The organism is Bradyrhizobium sp. CCBAU 53421 (assembly GCF_015291625.1).
In the GTDB taxonomy this organism is placed as follows: Bacteria; Pseudomonadota; Alphaproteobacteria; order Rhizobiales; family Xanthobacteraceae; genus Bradyrhizobium.
The window spans coordinates 5,539,659-5,554,415 of the sequence record NZ_CP030047.1; the positions used below are offsets into that span (position 1 = coordinate 5,539,659).

14 protein-coding genes are annotated in these 14,757 nt (G+C 65.2%); all 14 read left to right on the plus strand.

Translation table 11 applies throughout. From position 1 onward, the window contains the following. Nucleotides 1-15 precede the first annotated feature (15 nt). The 14 genes from alr to XH92_RS26600 all read left to right on the plus strand — a co-directional run bounded on the left by alr (nt 16) and on the right by XH92_RS26600 (nt 14,624). Nucleotides 16-1,320, plus strand: coding sequence for an alanine racemase (gene alr, locus XH92_RS26535; RefSeq protein WP_194454737.1), 1,305 nt, complete (start codon nt 16-18; stop codon nt 1,318-1,320). A 30-nt stretch (nt 1,321-1,350) separates the two neighbouring features. After that, nucleotides 1,351-2,121, plus strand: a complete 771-nt coding sequence (locus XH92_RS26540; RefSeq protein WP_194454738.1) for an exodeoxyribonuclease III — start codon at nt 1,351-1,353, stop codon at nt 2,119-2,121. A gap of 338 nt (nt 2,122-2,459) precedes the next feature. Continuing rightward, entirely contained in the window at nt 2,460-3,263 is an 804-nt protein-coding gene (locus tag XH92_RS26545; RefSeq protein WP_194454739.1) for an outer membrane protein, read from the plus strand. Between the two features lie 127 nt (nt 3,264-3,390). Continuing rightward, a complete protein-coding gene (locus XH92_RS26550) occupies nt 3,391-4,116 on the plus strand; it encodes a sulfite exporter TauE/SafE family protein (protein ID WP_194454740.1) in 726 nt (241 codons plus the stop codon). Between the two features lie 361 nt (nt 4,117-4,477). Next, complete coding sequence (locus XH92_RS26555; protein WP_194454741.1) at nt 4,478-4,765, plus strand: hypothetical protein; 288 nt, start codon at nt 4,478-4,480, stop codon at nt 4,763-4,765. 401 nt (nt 4,766-5,166) lie between these two features. Next, nucleotides 5,167-5,538, plus strand: coding sequence for a hypothetical protein (locus tag XH92_RS43170; RefSeq protein WP_246787638.1), 372 nt, complete (start codon nt 5,167-5,169; stop codon nt 5,536-5,538). Nucleotides 5,539-5,672: 134 nt separating this feature from the next. Further along, nucleotides 5,673-6,344, plus strand: coding sequence for an HAD family phosphatase (locus tag XH92_RS26565; RefSeq protein ID WP_194454743.1), 672 nt, complete (start codon nt 5,673-5,675; stop codon nt 6,342-6,344). Nucleotides 6,345-6,437: 93 nt separating this feature from the next. Beyond that, on the plus strand, nt 6,438-6,902 hold the full coding sequence (locus XH92_RS26570; protein ID WP_194454744.1) for a hypothetical protein: 465 nt from the start codon (nt 6,438-6,440) through the stop codon (nt 6,900-6,902). A gap of 119 nt (nt 6,903-7,021) precedes the next feature. Next, nucleotides 7,022-8,503: a DNA repair protein RadA gene (gene radA, locus XH92_RS26575; RefSeq protein WP_194454745.1), complete on the plus strand. Its 1,482-nt coding sequence runs from the start codon at nt 7,022-7,024 to the stop codon at nt 8,501-8,503. A 189-nt stretch (nt 8,504-8,692) separates the two neighbouring features. Further along, nucleotides 8,693-9,328 (plus strand): CvpA family protein, encoded by a 636-nt coding sequence (locus XH92_RS26580; protein ID WP_021079832.1) that lies wholly within the window; start codon nt 8,693-8,695, stop codon nt 9,326-9,328. A gap of 25 nt (nt 9,329-9,353) precedes the next feature. Continuing rightward, nucleotides 9,354-10,919 (plus strand): amidophosphoribosyltransferase, encoded by a 1,566-nt coding sequence (gene purF / locus XH92_RS26585; protein WP_371817826.1) that lies wholly within the window; start codon nt 9,354-9,356, stop codon nt 10,917-10,919. Nucleotides 10,920-11,140: 221 nt separating this feature from the next. Next, a complete protein-coding gene (locus tag XH92_RS26590; RefSeq protein ID WP_194454746.1) occupies nt 11,141-11,881 on the plus strand; it encodes an SDR family NAD(P)-dependent oxidoreductase in 741 nt (246 codons plus the stop codon). A gap of 229 nt (nt 11,882-12,110) precedes the next feature. Continuing rightward, a complete protein-coding gene (locus XH92_RS26595) occupies nt 12,111-13,247 on the plus strand; it encodes a hypothetical protein (protein WP_194454747.1) in 1,137 nt (378 codons plus the stop codon). Between the two features lie 150 nt (nt 13,248-13,397). Next, entirely contained in the window at nt 13,398-14,624 is a 1,227-nt protein-coding gene (locus tag XH92_RS26600; protein WP_194454748.1) for an ABC transporter substrate-binding protein, read from the plus strand. Nucleotides 14,625-14,757: the final 133 nt, after the last annotated feature.

Genomic DNA, 14,757 nt, shown 5'->3' on the forward strand with positions numbered 1-14,757 from the left:
TTGTACAACCGAGCCATGAACATCGTGACCGACGCGAAATCGCAGCTGACGCCCGAAGCCAATCTGCTGGCGGCCCATCCGACCGCCACCGGCATCCTCACCGTCGACCTCGACGCCATCATCGCCAACTGGCGCAAGCTCGAGAAGACCGCGGTCCCGGCGGAATGCGCCGCCGTGGTCAAGGCCAACGCCTATGGCTGCGGCGCCGAGCAAGTGTCGCGCGCGCTGGCCAAGGCCGGCTGCAAGACCTTCTTTGTCGCAACCGTCGAGGAAGCCGCCGTGGTGCGCACGGCCGTTCCCGAGGCGACCGTCTACTCGCTCGGCGGCTTCTTCCAGCAGACCGGCGATGCCTACGCCAGGATCGACTGCAAGCCTGTGATCGGCGATCTCAACGAGCTCGCCGAATGGGACGTGTTCTGCCGCCGCTCCGGTTGGTCCGGCGGCGCCGCCATCCACATCGACACCGGCATGAACCGGCTCGGGCTGACGGTCAGCGAAGCCCAGGGCATCATCCCGCGGATCAATGCCGGCGATCATGGCATCACGCTGGTCATGAGCCACCTCGCCTCCGCCGAGCTGCTCAACAGCCCCGCCAACGCCAAGCAGCTTGCGAGCTTCCGCGAGATCGCGAGCCTGTTCACCGGCGTGCCGGCTTCGCTCGCAAACTCCTCCGGCGTGTTCCTCGGCGCCCAGTTCCAGTTCGAGATGGTGCGGCCGGGCTGCGCGCTCTACGGCGTCAACCCGACGCCGGAGGCCGACAACCCGATGCAGCAGGTGGTCGACCTCAAGGCGCGCATCGTGCAGATCCGCAACATCGATCGCGGCGAGACCGTCGGCTATGGCGGCACCTGGACCGCGCGGCGGCCGACCCGGCTCGCGATCGTCTCCGCCGGTTACGCCGACGGCTATTTCCGCGCCGCCAGCGCCAATGACGGCACCCGCGGCGCCGAGGTCGTGGTCGCCGGCAAGCGCTGCCCGATCGCCGGCCGCGTCTCGATGGATCTGATCGCGGTCGACGTCACCGATCTCGACAAGAATGCCGTGCGGCGCGGCCACATGGTGACGCTGATCGGCGAAGGCATCACGGTCGACGAGGTCGCGCATCATTTCGGCACCATCGGCTACGAGGTGCTGACCAGCCTCGGCCGCCGCTTCGTGCGCATCTACAAGGGCGGCGATGCCGTCGCCGCGACAAGCGAGCCCGTCGCCGGCAAGGGCGACGCCGTCGGCGAGAAGAGCGAGCCGGCCGCGGCGCAAGCGGCGCCGCCAGCGATTCCGACGGCAGCGCCCGCTGCACCGCCGCCGTTGCCATCTGCGTGACGACATGAAACGTCGCGATCGCCGGTGCGCATGAAGATCGCGACCTTCAACATCAACAACGTCAATCGCCGGCTGCCGAACCTGCTGCGCTGGCTGAAATCGGCCAAGCCCGACGTCGTCAGCCTGCAGGAGCTCAAGGCCAGCGACGCCGAGTTTCCCGCGGCTGCATTCGAGAAGGCCGGCTACGGCGCGGTGTGGCGGGGACAGAAGACCTGGAACGGCGTCGCCATCCTCGCGCGCAAGGCCGAGCCGGTCTTGATCCGCACCGCCCTGCCCGGCGACGCCGGCGATCACGAGGCGCGCTACATCGAGGCCGCGGTGCGCGGCATCGTCGTCACCAGCCTCTATCTGCCGAACGGCAATCCGCAGCCCGGGCCGAAATTCGATTACAAGCTGGCCTGGTTCAAGCGGCTGCGCGCCCACGCCGCCAAGCTGCTCAAGCAGCAGGTCCCCGTGGTGCTCGCCGGCGACTACAACGTCGCGCCGACGCCCTTCGACATCTATCCGACGCGCTCCTGGGACAAGGATGCGCTGGTCCAGCCGAAGAGCCGCGCCGCGTTCAAGGCGCTGGTCGACCAAGGCTGGTGCGATGCGATCCGCACGCTGCATCCGGACCGCCAGATGTTCACCTTCTGGGACTACAAGCGCCAGCGCTGGCCGCGCGATGCAGGCCTCAGGCTCGATCATCTGCTGCTCAGCCCCGACGTCGCGGCGCGGCTCGTGAAAGCGGGCGTCGACCGCGACATCCGCAGCGAGGAAGGTGCCAGCGATCATGCGCCGGCCTGGGTGGTGCTGAGGTGATGGGCCGCCCCACCACTGCTGTCGTCCCTGCTTTCGCAGGGACGACGGTGGGAATCGGATGCACCAGTCAAACAGCGCGGGTCATCGCCCGCGCATGCGGGTAGTCCAGCATTCCAGAGACGCCGGACGCTTGAGCCGAGAGGCCGCGGCGTACTGGATCGCCCGGTCGAGCCGGGCGATGACAGTTGAGAATGGGGACGCAGTTTCGCGATCTCGTGGCTCGACGGGACCCTCTCGACACACGCGAATGCGGCTGGATGTGGCGGACCGGGTACAGCCGGAGGTCGTGCAAATCGACTAGGCTGGCGCCGATTTGATTTCGTGCATTGGGTCTGCCCATGAAGACATATTTCGTCGCCGCCTCCATGCTGATGCTCGGCATTGCAAGCGCCTCGGCTGCCGACGTTGCCGCCCGCCCCTATACCAAGGCACCCCCGATCGTCGCCGCCACCACCGACTGGAGCGGCTTCTACGTCGGCGCCAATGGCGGCGGCGGCTGGAGCCGGAAGTGCTGGGACATCCTGCCCTTCACCATCACCAATCCGGCGCTCGGCGTCGTGAATTTCACCGGCCCGGAAGGTTGCCATACCGCGAGCGGCGCGACCGCCGGCGGCCAGATCGGCTATCGCTGGCAGCAGGCGGCGTGGGTGTTCGGCGTCGAAGCACAGGGCGATTGGGCCGATCTCTCCGGCTCGAATCCGTCCACAGCGGCGTTGTTCGCAGGCTTCGCCAACCGCTCGAAGATCGATGCCATCGGCCTCTTCACCGGACAGGTCGGCTATTCCTGGGGCGCCTTCCTGCTGTACGCCAAGGGCGGCGCGGCCGTCGTGCGCGATCGCTACGACAGCTTCATCACCCCGGCATTCGGGCCCGGCGTGCCGGTCGGCTTCATCGCCGACCGCGGCAGCGAGACGCGCTGGGGCGGCGCGATCGGCGTCGGCGCCGAATATGCGATCGCGCACAACTGGTCGCTGGCGCTCGAATACGACCATCTGTTCATGGGCACCGATACTGTTCGCATGACCTACGATCCCGCCTTCATCGCCCAGCTCAATCATGACGAGCGCATCCGCCAGGACGTCGACATGGTGACGGTGCGGGTCAACTACCGCTTCGGCGGCCCGGTCGTCGCGAAGTACTGACGCTGCACACGATGGCGCGTCCCGGATTGAGGACGCCCTTGCGCCGTCTCGAACCATGAGATCACACTGAGCCTCCGCTTTCGAGACACGCATCCGGCGTGGCTCGGGATTACGTCCCGGAGTGCGCGTGGGCCTCCTGTTCATCCTCATCGTCGGCCTGGTCGCCGGCACCATCTCCGGCATCGTCGGCACCGGCTCGTCGATCATGCTGATGCCGGTGCTGGTCTATCAATATGGGCCGAAGCAGGCGGTGCCGATCATGGCGGTCGCCGCCGTGATGGCCAATCTGTCGCGGATTCTCGCCTGGTGGCGCGAGGTCGACTGGCGTGCCTGCGCCGCCTATTCGATCACGGGGATTCCGGCCGCGGCGCTCGGCGCCCGCACCCTGCTCGCGCTGCCCTCCCGCGCGGTCGATATCGCGATCGGCGTGTTCCTGATCGCGATGGTGCCGGTGCGGCATTGGCTGGCACAGCACAGACTGAAAGCCAATCTCTGGCATCTTGCAATCGGCGGCGCGCTGATCGGCTATCTCACCGGCATCGTGGCCTCTACCGGTCCGCTCAGCGTGCCGCTGTTTTTGTTCTACGGCCTCAACAAGGGCGCGTTCCTCGCCACCGAAGCGGCAAGCTCGCTCGGGCTCTATGTCAGCAAGTCGGTGACCTTCGAGCGGTTCGGCGCGCTGACACCTGACATCGCGCTGAAGGGCCTGATCGCCGGCGCCTCGCTGATGGCCGGCGCCTTCATCGCAAAGCGCTTCGTGTTGCAGATGAAGCCGGAGTCGTTCCGCCTGATCATGGACGGCATCATGCTCGCGGCGGGCACGGCGTTGCTGTGGTCCGCCATGGCCCAGTAGGCCCGCAGGCATGTCGTAATTCTACGGGCTCTGTGCACACTTGGTGGTGTGTACCTCTAAAGAGCCTCATTGAGCGCCGGTTCCCGGTGTTATCCGGATTGCCTCCATCCAGCGACTGCGTTTATGACGATCTCATTACTTGATCGTTTGCGGACAAGCACTTTGCTCTAGCAGGCATCACGGGATTGATCGACGACCCGGATGCGAATCACCAGGAGTCAGGCAGCACAAGGGGCGCAATCGAGCGCGCACCTCAGCGTCTGATGTCGGCCTGACGGGTTCGGATCTCGGGATCGCAAGTCGAAGCATTCGGACGAGCGGGTTGTCAGAACCCGCGACAGGCGGGAAAGGCAGACGCGCGATGCGCAAGATGATGATGACGACTGCGGCGGTCGTGACGTTCGCCGTCGCCGGCGCGGCTCTCTGGCCGACAGCAAAGCCCGATGTCGCGCAGTTCGGCGACAGCGTCTACGAGACGATCTGGGTCTGGCGCATTCCCGCCTATGCGAGCAATCCGTCCTGGCGCGTTCGCTGGAGCTGGAGCGATCCGCTGCGCGCGCAGGCAAGATGCTGCCGGGCCCTGCCGACGGCCCTAGTGCCGCGCGAGAATTCTCCGCTGCTGCTGTCGGTGCGAGACATCCGCGCCTGAACGCGGCCACCGATCGCGCCGCCAGCATTTGATTCAAATTCTCGCTGTAGTTGAACTTACTTTTTATCCTTAACCAGAAACCCGATCTTTGATTTACATCTGCAAGATGCGGTTTACCTTGTCTCCGCGAACACAGCGGATTCAGGGACGACAACAAGATGCGCCAGTTAAGCCTCACGCTGTCGTTGACCGTCTTTCTCGCAGCACCAGCCTTGAGCGTTGCCGCCGACGATCCGAAACCGAACCAACCGGGTTCCGCTCCCGCCGTTGACCGAGTCGCCTGTTCCCTGCAACCAAAAGCTGAGGAACCGTCCGATCCGTCCTCGACCTCGGCGATCCCTCGCACTGAAAAATTCGTCGCGCGGGACCATTTCAAGGAGAACATCGCCTCGAGCGCGCCGGTGAAAATCTCCTGGCTCGGTGCGACCTTCGCGCAACGTTTCACGAACAAGGTCGAGGACGAGACCGGCAGCGCATCGTTGCAGACCTTCGTCCTGAGCGCTGCCTCGAGCGACAAGGACATCCTCGCCAGGCTCGGTCAGAGCCACGAGAGCCGGCTGGCCGACGTCTGGTGCAGATTGCAGCAGCAGCCCAACGGCAACGGCGGCCCGCTGGAGACCAACGCCAGGCCGAACGTGTTTTACGTCCGCGATGTCGCGGGAGAGCTTGGTGCCGTCGACGTGCTCTGGGGCGGCGTCGGATGGGAGATCGGCGCAAGCCCGGTCGGAGACAAGCCGCGATGGCCGGCCGGAACACGGGTGTTCTCGCGCTGATTGCCGTGGTGCCGACAGGCGTTCCCTCGATCATCGACGGCGCGCGGCGTTGAGATAGTCTGCAACAGAAAGTGTTGCGCGCATGGTGGCCCGGTCCTGCTAGGACGTCGTCGTCTGCTTGGGGGCTGGGAATCGTGGGCGCATTGATCTTCGACTTCGACGGCGTGATCGCCGACAGCGAGGCCATCGCCAACACCGTACTGGCGAAGGCCGTCAGTGATCTCGGCCATCCATCCACGCTCGATCAGGCGCTCAGTCGCTATTCCGGCAAACGCTGGGTCGACGTCATCGCCGAGATCGAGGCCGCCATCGGACGACCTGTGCCGACCGATTTCCAGAGCGCGTTCAACCGCGCCACGCTGGACCGGCTTCGCAGCGACCTCAAGGAGGTCAGCGGTGCCACCGACTTCATCCGAAAATTCTTCGGCATCCCGCGATGCATCGCCTCGTCGAGCTCGATGGAACGCCTGCAATTGTGCCTCTCGGTGCTCGGACTGGAAGCGGAATTCGACGGCCACATCTTCAGCGCCGACATGGTCGCGCGCGGCAAGCCGCATCCGGATATCTTCCTGCTCGCCGCCGAGAAGCTCGGCGCAAGGCCCGGCGAATGCCTGGTCATCGAGGACAGCGCCGGCGGCATCAAGGGAGCGGTCGCGGCCGGCATGACCGCCATTGGCTTGTGCGCCGCCAGCCACATTCGCGACGGTCACGACGTCAAACTGCGCGACGCGGGCGCGGTACATCTGGCGAATTCGTGGCGCGAGGTCGAGGAGATTGCGCGGCAATTCTTCCGGATGGCGGGCTGATCGATCTGACGTGTCGCCCGAATCTTGCTTTCATGTTAGGCAGCCGAGCATCGGCGACAGCGATCGCCAGCCCTCCGGCATGACCATTTGAACATGCAATCCTTCAAGCTCTCGCTGTTTGCGGACTATTTCCAGTTCTACATCCAAGATGAACCTGCGGACGGCAATCTTTCCGAAGCGTGGACGCCGGAAACGACCGATCGACTGCTGGCGACGGCGCCGGGGACGGTCGGGATTGGCACGGTTCGGAACATGGACGTTCCAGTCGGGGTTGAAATTCTCGACGCCGAGCCGGACGCCGATTTCACCAAGTGGGATCACGTTGTCGAAGCCAGCCTGGACGTCGCGTCCGGCCGCATCGTGATCGCCGGCTGCACCGATTATTTTCCCGACGCGCAGCGCATCGAGGTCGCGCCGGGAAGCTATCGCGTGCGCGTCTCTTACGGCGCACTCGACACGTCGTCGGCGAACGGCCTGGAGCGAGACGATCACTACCGCCTGCAGCTATGGCAGGCGCCCGCGATTGAAGTTCGTGTCCTGAAAGAGCGCAGAGGATAACCCAGACTTGCTTCTGTCGAACACGCGTTGCGCGGCGCGCGGCCTCGCCATGCTGCTGCATTCAACTGGACATGCGCACACCGATGTTCTACGTTTGTTCTAAACCGTATTGAGCGGAAATGGCCAAATCCACCCTCTCCTTCGTCTGCCAGAACTGCGGCGCGGCGTATAATCGCTGGCAGGGCAAGTGCGATTCCTGCGGCGAGTGGAACACGCTGGCCGAGGAAGACACCACGGGCTCGGTGCCGGTCTCGATCCGCAGCAAGCGGAAGGGACGGACGTTTGCGCTGGAATCGCTGTCCGGCAAAACCCAGGACGCGCCGCGGCTGTCGTCCGGCATGACCGAGCTCGACCGCGTCACCGGCGGCGGCTTCGTCCGCGGCTCGGTGCTCTTGGTCGGCGGCGATCCCGGCATCGGAAAATCCACCCTGCTGACCCAGGCAACCTCCATGATGGCGCGCGCCGGCCATCGCGCGGTCTATATCTCCGGCGAAGAGGCGGTCGCGCAGGTGCGGCTCCGCGCCGAGCGGCTCGGGCTCGCGGATGCGCCGGTGCAGCTGGCGTCCGAAACCTCGGTCGAGGACATCGTCTCGACGCTGTCGGAAGGCGCGGTGCCGCGGCTGATCGTGATCGATTCGATCCAGACCATGTGGACCGACACCGTCGAATCCGCGCCCGGCACCGTGACCCAGGTCCGCGCCTCGGCGCAGGCGCTGATCCGCTTCGCCAAGAAGACGGGCGCTGCGATCATCCTGGTCGGCCATGTCACGAAGGACGGCCAGATCGCCGGTCCCCGCGTGGTCGAGCATATGGTTGACGCGGTGCTGTCGTTCGAGGGCGAAGGCTCGCAGCAGTTCCGTATCCTGCGCTCGGTGAAGAACCGGTTCGGCGCGACCGACGAGATCGGCGTGTTCGAGATGACCGGGCTCGGGCTGCGCGAGGTTACCAACCCCTCCGAATTGTTCCTCTCCGAGCGCGAGCTCGGCAGCCCTGGCACCGCGGTGTTCGCCGGCATCGAGGGCACCCGCCCGGTGCTGGTAGAGTTGCAGGCGCTGGTGGCGCCGACTTCGCTCGGCACCCCGCGCCGCGCCGTGGTCGGCTGGGACCCGAGCCGGCTGTCGATGGTGCTGGCGGTGCTGGAAGCGCATTGCGGCGTCAAATTGTCCGGACATGACGTCTATCTCAATGTCGCGGGCGGCCTGCGCATCCAGGAACCGGCCGCCGACCTTGCCGCGGCGGCCGCGCTGGTCTCCTCGCTGGTCAATGCGCCCTTGCCGACGGATGCGGTCTATTTCGGCGAGATTTCGCTCTCCGGCGCAATCCGCCCGGTGGCGCAGACCCCGGCCCGGCTGAAGGAGGCCCTGAAGCTCGGCTTCGGCCGCGCCATCCTGCCCGAATCGGCCCGCGGCGATGGCGGCGGCGATACCGGGCTCACCCTCAACAGCGTCGGTAATCTGACCACGCTGGTCGCCGAAATTGCGGCGCGCGGTACGCCAAGAGGCGGACGCGCTGCGCCAAGGGACGACCAGGACGGCTCTGGAGGCGCTGAATCGGCTGGGAAAAATGCCACACCGGCCCGATTCCGACGCGACAACAGCTAAAGCAGGCGTGACGTATCAGCCCCTCGCCGCTATACATCCGCCGCGCGGGACAGGTGGTGTTGCGGCCTTGCCGGATGCCCCCCGATGCGCCTCAGTTAGGACGGCACCGACTTTGCCGATTCGCGAGAGCCCTTAACAGCGTAAGCCCTTAACAGCGTACCGAAACGTACCAGCGGACCTGACCAGCCGATGCCCATAACGATACTCGATCTCGTCCTGCTCGGGGTGATGCTGATCTCGGGCCTGCTCGCGATGGTGCGTGGCTTCATGCGCGAGATCCTGTCGATCGCGGCCTGGGGCGCCGCCGCGCTGGTCACTCTTTATGCTTTCTCGAAGCTGCTGCCGACCGCCAAAACTTACTTCAATAACGACACGGTCGCGGCCGTCGTGGTGGTGGCCGGTGTCTTCATCGGCACGCTGATCGTGGTCTCGATCATCACGGTGCGGATCTCCGACATGATCCTGGATTCCCGGATCGGCGCGCTCGACCGCACCCTCGGTTTCCTGTTCGGGCTCGCCCGCGGCCTCCTGATCGTGGTCGTGGCGTTCATGTTCTTCACCTGGCTGGTTCCGGACAAGCAGCGGCCCGATTGGGTGACCGGCGCGAAGTCCCGGGTGGTGCTGCAGGGAACCGGGGATTGGCTGATGTCGCTCTTGCCTGACGACCCCGAGAACACCATCTTAAAGAAGTTCAAGAAGAATAAGCCAGACGACGATTCTGCGGCTGATACCAACGATCAGGCGACGCCGGCGTCGGGCGATGGCTATAGCAAACCTGCGCGTGACAGCTTGAAAAAGCTGATCGAGAAACCCGCGGGCCGATAAACTATTTGGGCCCTTACGAGAGGCGATGAACGAGATGCAAACCCCTTCCGATCATGGCGCCCAACTGGATCTCGACCTCGGCCCGACGGAATTGCAGGAACATCTTCGACAGGAACATCTCCGGGAAGACGATCTCAGATACCACCCCGATCTCGATGGCGACACGCTTCGCGAGGAATGCGGCGTGTTCGGCGTCTTCGGCCACCCGGAGGCGGCCGCGATCACCGCGCTCGGCCTGCACGCCCTGCAGCACCGCGGCCAGGAGGCCGCCGGCATCGTCTCGTTCGACGGCAGCCGTTTCCACAGTGAACGCCGCCTCGGCCTGGTCGGCGACGCCTTCTCCCGCCGCGAGGTGATCGAGCGGCTGCCCGGCAATGCCGCGGTCGGCCATGTCCGCTACTCCACCACCGGCGGCACCATCCTGCGCAACGTGCAGCCGCTGTTCGCCGAGCTCAGCGCCGGCGGCTTCGCGGTCGGCCACAACGGCAATTTGACCAACGGCCTGACCCTGCGCCGCGAGCTGGTCAAGGGCGGCGCCATGATGCAGTCGACCACCGACACCGAGGTGATCCTGCATCTCGTCGCGCAGTCGAAGCGCACCCGCTTCATCGACCGTTTCATCGAGGCACTGCGCACCATCGAGGGCGCCTATGCGCTGGTGGCACTGACCAACAAGAAGCTGGTCGGCGCACGCGATCCGCTCGGCATCCGTCCCTTGGTGCTCGGCGATCTCGACGGCCATCCGATCCTGACCTCGGAGACCTGCGCGCTCGACATGATCGGCGCCAAATATGTCCGCGACATCGAGCCCGGCGAGATCATCGTGTTCGACGAGCACGGCGCACACAGCCACAAGCCGTTCCCGCCGAAGCCGGCACGGCCCTGCATCTTCGAGTACATCTATTTCGCGCGGCCGGATTCGATCGTCGGCGGCCGCTCGGTGTACGACGTGCGCAAGGCGTTCGGCGCCCAGCTCGCCTGCGAGAGCCATCCCGAGGTCGACGTCGTGGTGCCGGTGCCGGATTCCGGCGTGCCCGCCGCGGTCGGCTACAGCCAGTATTCCGGCGTGCCGTTCGAGCTCGGCATCATCCGCAACCACTATGTCGGCCGCACCTTCATCCAGCCGACCCAGACCGTGCGCGAGCTCGGCGTGCGCATGAAGCACTCGGCCAACCGCGCCGCGATCGAAGGCAAGCGCATCATCCTGATCGACGACAGTCTGGTGCGCGGCACCACCTCGAAGAAGATCGTGCGCATGATGCGCGACGCCGGCGCCCGCGAGGTGCATTTCCGCCTCGCCTCGCCGCCGATCCTCTATCCCGACTATTACGGCATCGACCTGCCCGACCGCGGTGGCCTGCTCGCCGCGACCCACTCGCTCGAGGAGATGCGCGACATCATCGGCGCCGACTCGCTCGCCTTCCTGTCGATCGACGGCATGTACCGCGCGATGGGCTATGAGGGCCGCGACCCCTCCAACCCGAAATTCGCCGACCACTGCTTCACCGGTGCCTATCCGACCCATCTCACCGACCAGAGTGAAACCGAGCCCTCCCCGCGCCAGCTCTCGCTGCTGGCGGAGGCGAGCTGACGCGCAGCGTCATCCCGGGGCGATGCGCAGCATCGAACCCGGGATCTCGAAGTTGTCTTGCGTTCTTGCCTTAAATTTCGAGATTCCCCGATGCGCGATTGCGCATCTGAGGTCTGGTCCTTCGGACCATCCCGGAATGACCGTGTCTTTTAGCCATGGCCGGGCTTGTCCCGGCCATTTCCGTCTGTAATACCCCCGGGCAACGACGCGGACAGACAGACATGACAAAACCCCTTGCCTCCCGAATTGCCCTCGTGACCGGCGCCTCGCGCGGCATCGGCTATGCGACATCGATCGCGCTGGCCAAGGCCGGCGCCCATGTCGTCGCGGTGGCGCGCACCCAAGGCGGGCTGGAAGAGCTCGACGACGAGATCCGGAAAGGTGGCGGCAGCGCCACGCTGGTGCCGCTCTCGCTCACCGATTACGAGGGCATCGCGCGGCTCGGGCTCGCGCTGCATGAGCGCCACGGCAAGCTCGATATCCTGGTCGGCAATGCCGGGACGGCCGGCCCGTCGTCGCCGCTCGGCCATATCGAGCTGAAGCCGTGGAACGACGTGTTCGCGATCAACGTCACCGCGAATTTCCAGCTGATCCGCTGCATGGACCCGCTGCTGCGGCAGTCCGACGCCGGCCGCGCGGTGTTCGTGACGTCAGGCGTGGCGCACAAGGCCAACGCCTATCTCGGCCCCTATGCGGCCTCGAAGGCCGCGCTCGACGCGCTGGTGCGCTCCTGGGCCAACGAGACCGCCAACACGGCGCTGCGCGTCAACCTGTTCAGCCCCGGCCCGATCCGCACGCGGATGCGCGCGCAGGTATTTCCCGGCGAAGACCCGATGACGCTGGATACGCCCGACATGGCCGCGGAATTCATCGTGCCGATGTGTTCACCTGAGTGGACCGAAACCGGCAGGCTCTACGACTACAAGGCGCGCACGCTGCGGAGTTTTCAGCCGCCGGTGTGAGCTGCCACGCATTCGATGTCATCCCCGCGAACGCGGGGATCCAGTATTCCAGAGACGATAGCGTTTGAATCGTAACGCCGCGGCGTACTGGATCGCCCGGTCGAGCCGGGCGATGACACCGTTTATGAGGCGTCGGCTCGCCTTTCCCTAGCAATTGACTCCTCCCCCGCCCCGCGATTGACTGCCCTCCGCAGCGGCTCGGCCGCCAAGAAAAATCTCGGGAGGCATCATGACGCCGACGTTCAATCGCGCGCGCTCCATTCTGTCCGGATTGTTTCTCTCGGCCGGCATCGCATCATCAGCCCTTTTTATTCAGCCAAAGCCCGCCACGGCCGGTGACGTCCCGACCTTCGCGGTCGATCCGTCGTGGCCCAAGCAACTGCCGAACAACTGGATCATCGGCCAGGTCGGCGGCATCACCGTCGACTGGCAGGGACATATCTGGGTGGTGCACCGGCCGCGCTCGCTGACCGACGGCGAGAAGGCGGCGAGCCTCACCCCACCGCGCGCGAAATGCTGCGTGGCGGCGCCGCCGGTGCTCGAATTCGATGTCGACGGCAATCTGCTGCGGGCCTGGGGCGGCCCCGGCGACGGCTATCAATGGGTCGGCCGCGAGCACGGCATCGAGGTCGACGAACGCGGCTTCGTCTGGATCGGCGGCAATGCCGATGACGACAGCGAGATCCTGAAGTTCTCGCTCGACGGCAAATATCTCGGCCAGATCGGCAAGGTCGCAGCCCGCACCAACAGCAACGACACCACCCAGCTCGGCCGGCCCGCCGAGATGGCGATCGACAAGGACGCCAACGAACTCTACATCGCCGACGGCTACGGCAACCGCCGCGTCATCGTCTTCGACGCCACCACGCTGGCCTACAAGCGGCACTGGGGCGGCTACGGCAAGCTGCCCACCGACGACAAGCAGCCGCCCTACGATCCAAGCGCCGCGGTGCAGGAGCAGTTCGGCAATCCCGTTCATTGCATCAAGATCGCCAATGACGGGCTGGTCTATGTCTGCGACCGCAGCCAGGACCGCATCCAGGTGTTCCAGAAGAACGGCACCTTCGTCAGGGAATGGTTCTACGAGAAGAACACCCGCGGCGACGGCGCGGTGTTCGATCTCGCGCTGTGGCCCGATCCGAAGCAGACGTATCTGCTCAACGCCGACGGCGCCAACAACGAGATCCGCGTCATCAAGCGCGACGACGGCTCCGTCGTCGGCACCTTCGGCCATAGCGGCCGCAATGCCGGACAATTTGCCCTGCTCCATGTCATGGCAGTCGACCAGAAGGGCAACGTCTACACCGGCGAGGTCGAGGGCAAGCGGATCCAGAAGTTCAAGCTGACCTCGGACGCGCTGAAGTGAGGATGACAGCAGCATGACGCTTCGACGCAGCTCATTCGGCTTTATGCGGATTGCCGCTTCCACGCGGAAAGGGTAAGCGGGAACTCGAACGACCGGCACAAGGCCCCACAAGAGGACCATCCGGACAAATCACAGTGGAGGGAATGTCTGATGACGACGATGCTTGCGCGGCGCCACGCCGTGCTTCTTGCTTGCGCTGCACTCGGACTTGCAACGCCGGCTTTTGCTCAGGACAAGAACGTCAAGATCGGCGTCTTGAACGACATGTCGGGCCTCTATGCCGACATCGGTGGGCCGAATTCGGTGGCCGCGGCCAACATGGCGGTGGAAGATTCCGGCCTGCGCGCCAAGGGCTGGAAGATCGAGGTGGTCAGCGGCGATCACCAGAACAAGCCCGACGTCGGCGTCAACATCGCGCGCAACTGGATCGACAACGACAAGGTCGACATCATCACCGATACGCCGAACTCCGGCGTCGCGCTGGCGGTGAGCAACCTTGCCAAGGAGAAGAACTCGATCGTGCTCAATTCGGGGGCTGCGACCGCCGATCTCACCGGCAAGGCCTGCAACGCCAACACGATCTCCTACACGTTCGACACCTACATGCTCGCCAACGGCACCGGCAAGGCGCTGACCAAGGCCGGCGGCGACAGCTGGTTCTTCCTCACCGCCGACTACGCCTTCGGCCATGCGCTGGAGCGCGACACCGCCGCGGTCGTGTCAGCCAACGGCGGCAAGGTGCTCGGCGGCGTCAAGCACCCGCTCAACACCGCGGATTTCTCCTCGTTCCTGCTGCAGGCGCAGGCCTCCAAGGCCAAGATCATCGGCCTCGCCAATGCCGGCGGCGACACCACCAACGCGATCAAGCAGGCGTCCGAATTCGGCATCACCGCCGGCGGACAGAAGCTCGCGGCGCTGCTGCTGTTCGTCAACGACGTGCACGCGCTGGGGCTGAAGATCGCCCAGGGCCTCACCTTCACCGAGTCGTTCTACTGGGACATGAACGACCAGACCCGCGCCTGGTCGAAGCGCTTCCAGAAGGTGTCGCCGAAGGGCTCGATGCCCTCGATGACGGTGGCCGGCGTCTATGCCGGCGTGCTGCATTATCTGAAGGCGCTCGACGCGATGGGCGCCAATCCGCATGACGGCGCCAAGGTCGTCGCCAAGATGAAGGAGATCCCGACCGACGATCCGCTGTTCGGCAAGGGCCCGCTGCGCATCGACGGCCGCCGCATCATCCCGGCCTATCTGTTCGAGGTGAAGAAGCCGGAAGAGTCCAAATATCCGTGGGACTATTACAAGCTGATCGCCACCATCTCGCCGGAAGACGCCGCCAAGCCGCTCGAGGCCAGCGACTGTCCGCTGGTGAAGAAGTGAGCGAGCTGCCTTAGGGTGGGTTAGTCTTACTGCGTCACGGGCATTTTTTCGATCCCGAGAGCTGTGAACGAATCCAGCCGTCATTGCGAGCGAAGCGAAGCAATCCATCGCGCCACAAGCGGAGCCATGGATT